The sequence below is a fragment of the Oleiphilus sp. HI0066 genome, assembly GCF_001635725.1.
The window spans coordinates 1-1,060 of the sequence record NZ_LWFH01001118.1 but is presented as its reverse complement, the minus strand read 5'-3'; the positions used below and the strand labels follow the sequence as shown (position 1 = coordinate 1,060).

General features: G+C 43.8%; 2 protein-coding genes. One reads left to right on the top strand and one right to left on the bottom strand.

All coding sequences use genetic code 11. The annotated features are described in order from the left end of the window. A partial coding sequence (locus A3738_RS14685; protein ID WP_369819805.1) for a lysophospholipid acyltransferase family protein occupies positions 1 to 439 on the bottom strand: 439 nt, incomplete at its 3' end. Between the two features lie 110 nt (positions 440 to 549). Here A3738_RS14685 and A3738_RS14680 point away from each other — a divergent pair. Beyond that, the coding region (locus A3738_RS14680) for a glycosyltransferase family 4 protein (protein WP_156504268.1) at positions 550 to 1,060 on the top strand (511 nt) is incomplete at its 3' end.

Sequence of the window (1,060 nt, the reverse complement as noted above, 5' to 3'; positions counted from 1 at the left end):
TTTTAGGGGGGCGATATAAGGCAGCCATGGGGCGTAATGTAGATAAATACAAACCAACCAATTCCCAATTGCCATGGTGCGGCGCAAGAACGATCAACCCTTTGTTTTGCTCTGACGCCATATCGAATAACTCTTTGCCCCGAACAGACTTAACTAAACCTAGCGCTTTCTCTGTAGGCCATTCCCACATTGCGCCAAACTCAGCAAAAAGCTTTGCGGTTTCTGTTAAGCTAGCTTTGATGAGTGCTTGTTGCTGTTCTTGTTCTAAGTCTGGGAATGCAAGCTCTACATTGACTTTAGTCACCCGCGTAAGACTAGAGTCACCGAGCCACAACGCTCGTCCAATGACACGCCCAAGCTTTTGCGTTGATGAGTAAGACAGTAACGACAGCAACTTCAAAATGCGCGTCACTAACCAAGCGATGAGTTTATCTTTCATATAATTGAGAAACAGACAGATAGAAACAAGAAATTGGCTGTGCAGTTTAGAGCATATACCATTGAATTACAGCCTATAGTCAACGCAACCGTGATAATTCGAATTTCTTTATGAGTCAAACACGCATTCTCTTACTCTGCCTATCAAAGCCTAATCAAAACGGTTTGTTACAAGGTGGCATGGAGCAGCAAATACTCAAGTTGATCGCATACTTCAATTCGCATAATGATTCGATCCTCAGTCTTGTTGCGCACCAAGCATTGTGTGAACAAGTGCCCCAACAAACCTTCTCTGTTGACAGCACGCTTTCACGCAAAAACCCCCAACTTTCTCAATCCGTACAAGAAGCCATTGACGCTTTCAAACCCGATATCATTCACTGTCATGGATTAAAGTCTGTCGAACTGATCAATGCCTTAAGGCTCTCTAGAAGCATCAAAAAACTTGTCACTATCCACGGTTTCAAAGAAAACTATCCTTCAGTGAAACACGTTGATGCAGTGATCGCAGTTAGTCGTGACATTCAAACACAACTACAAAAACAAGCCGTCACCAGCACCTGCATTGAGAATGGCATAGATCTTTTTAGCGGGGATTCAGGCATCTTGCGGGCCGAACTAA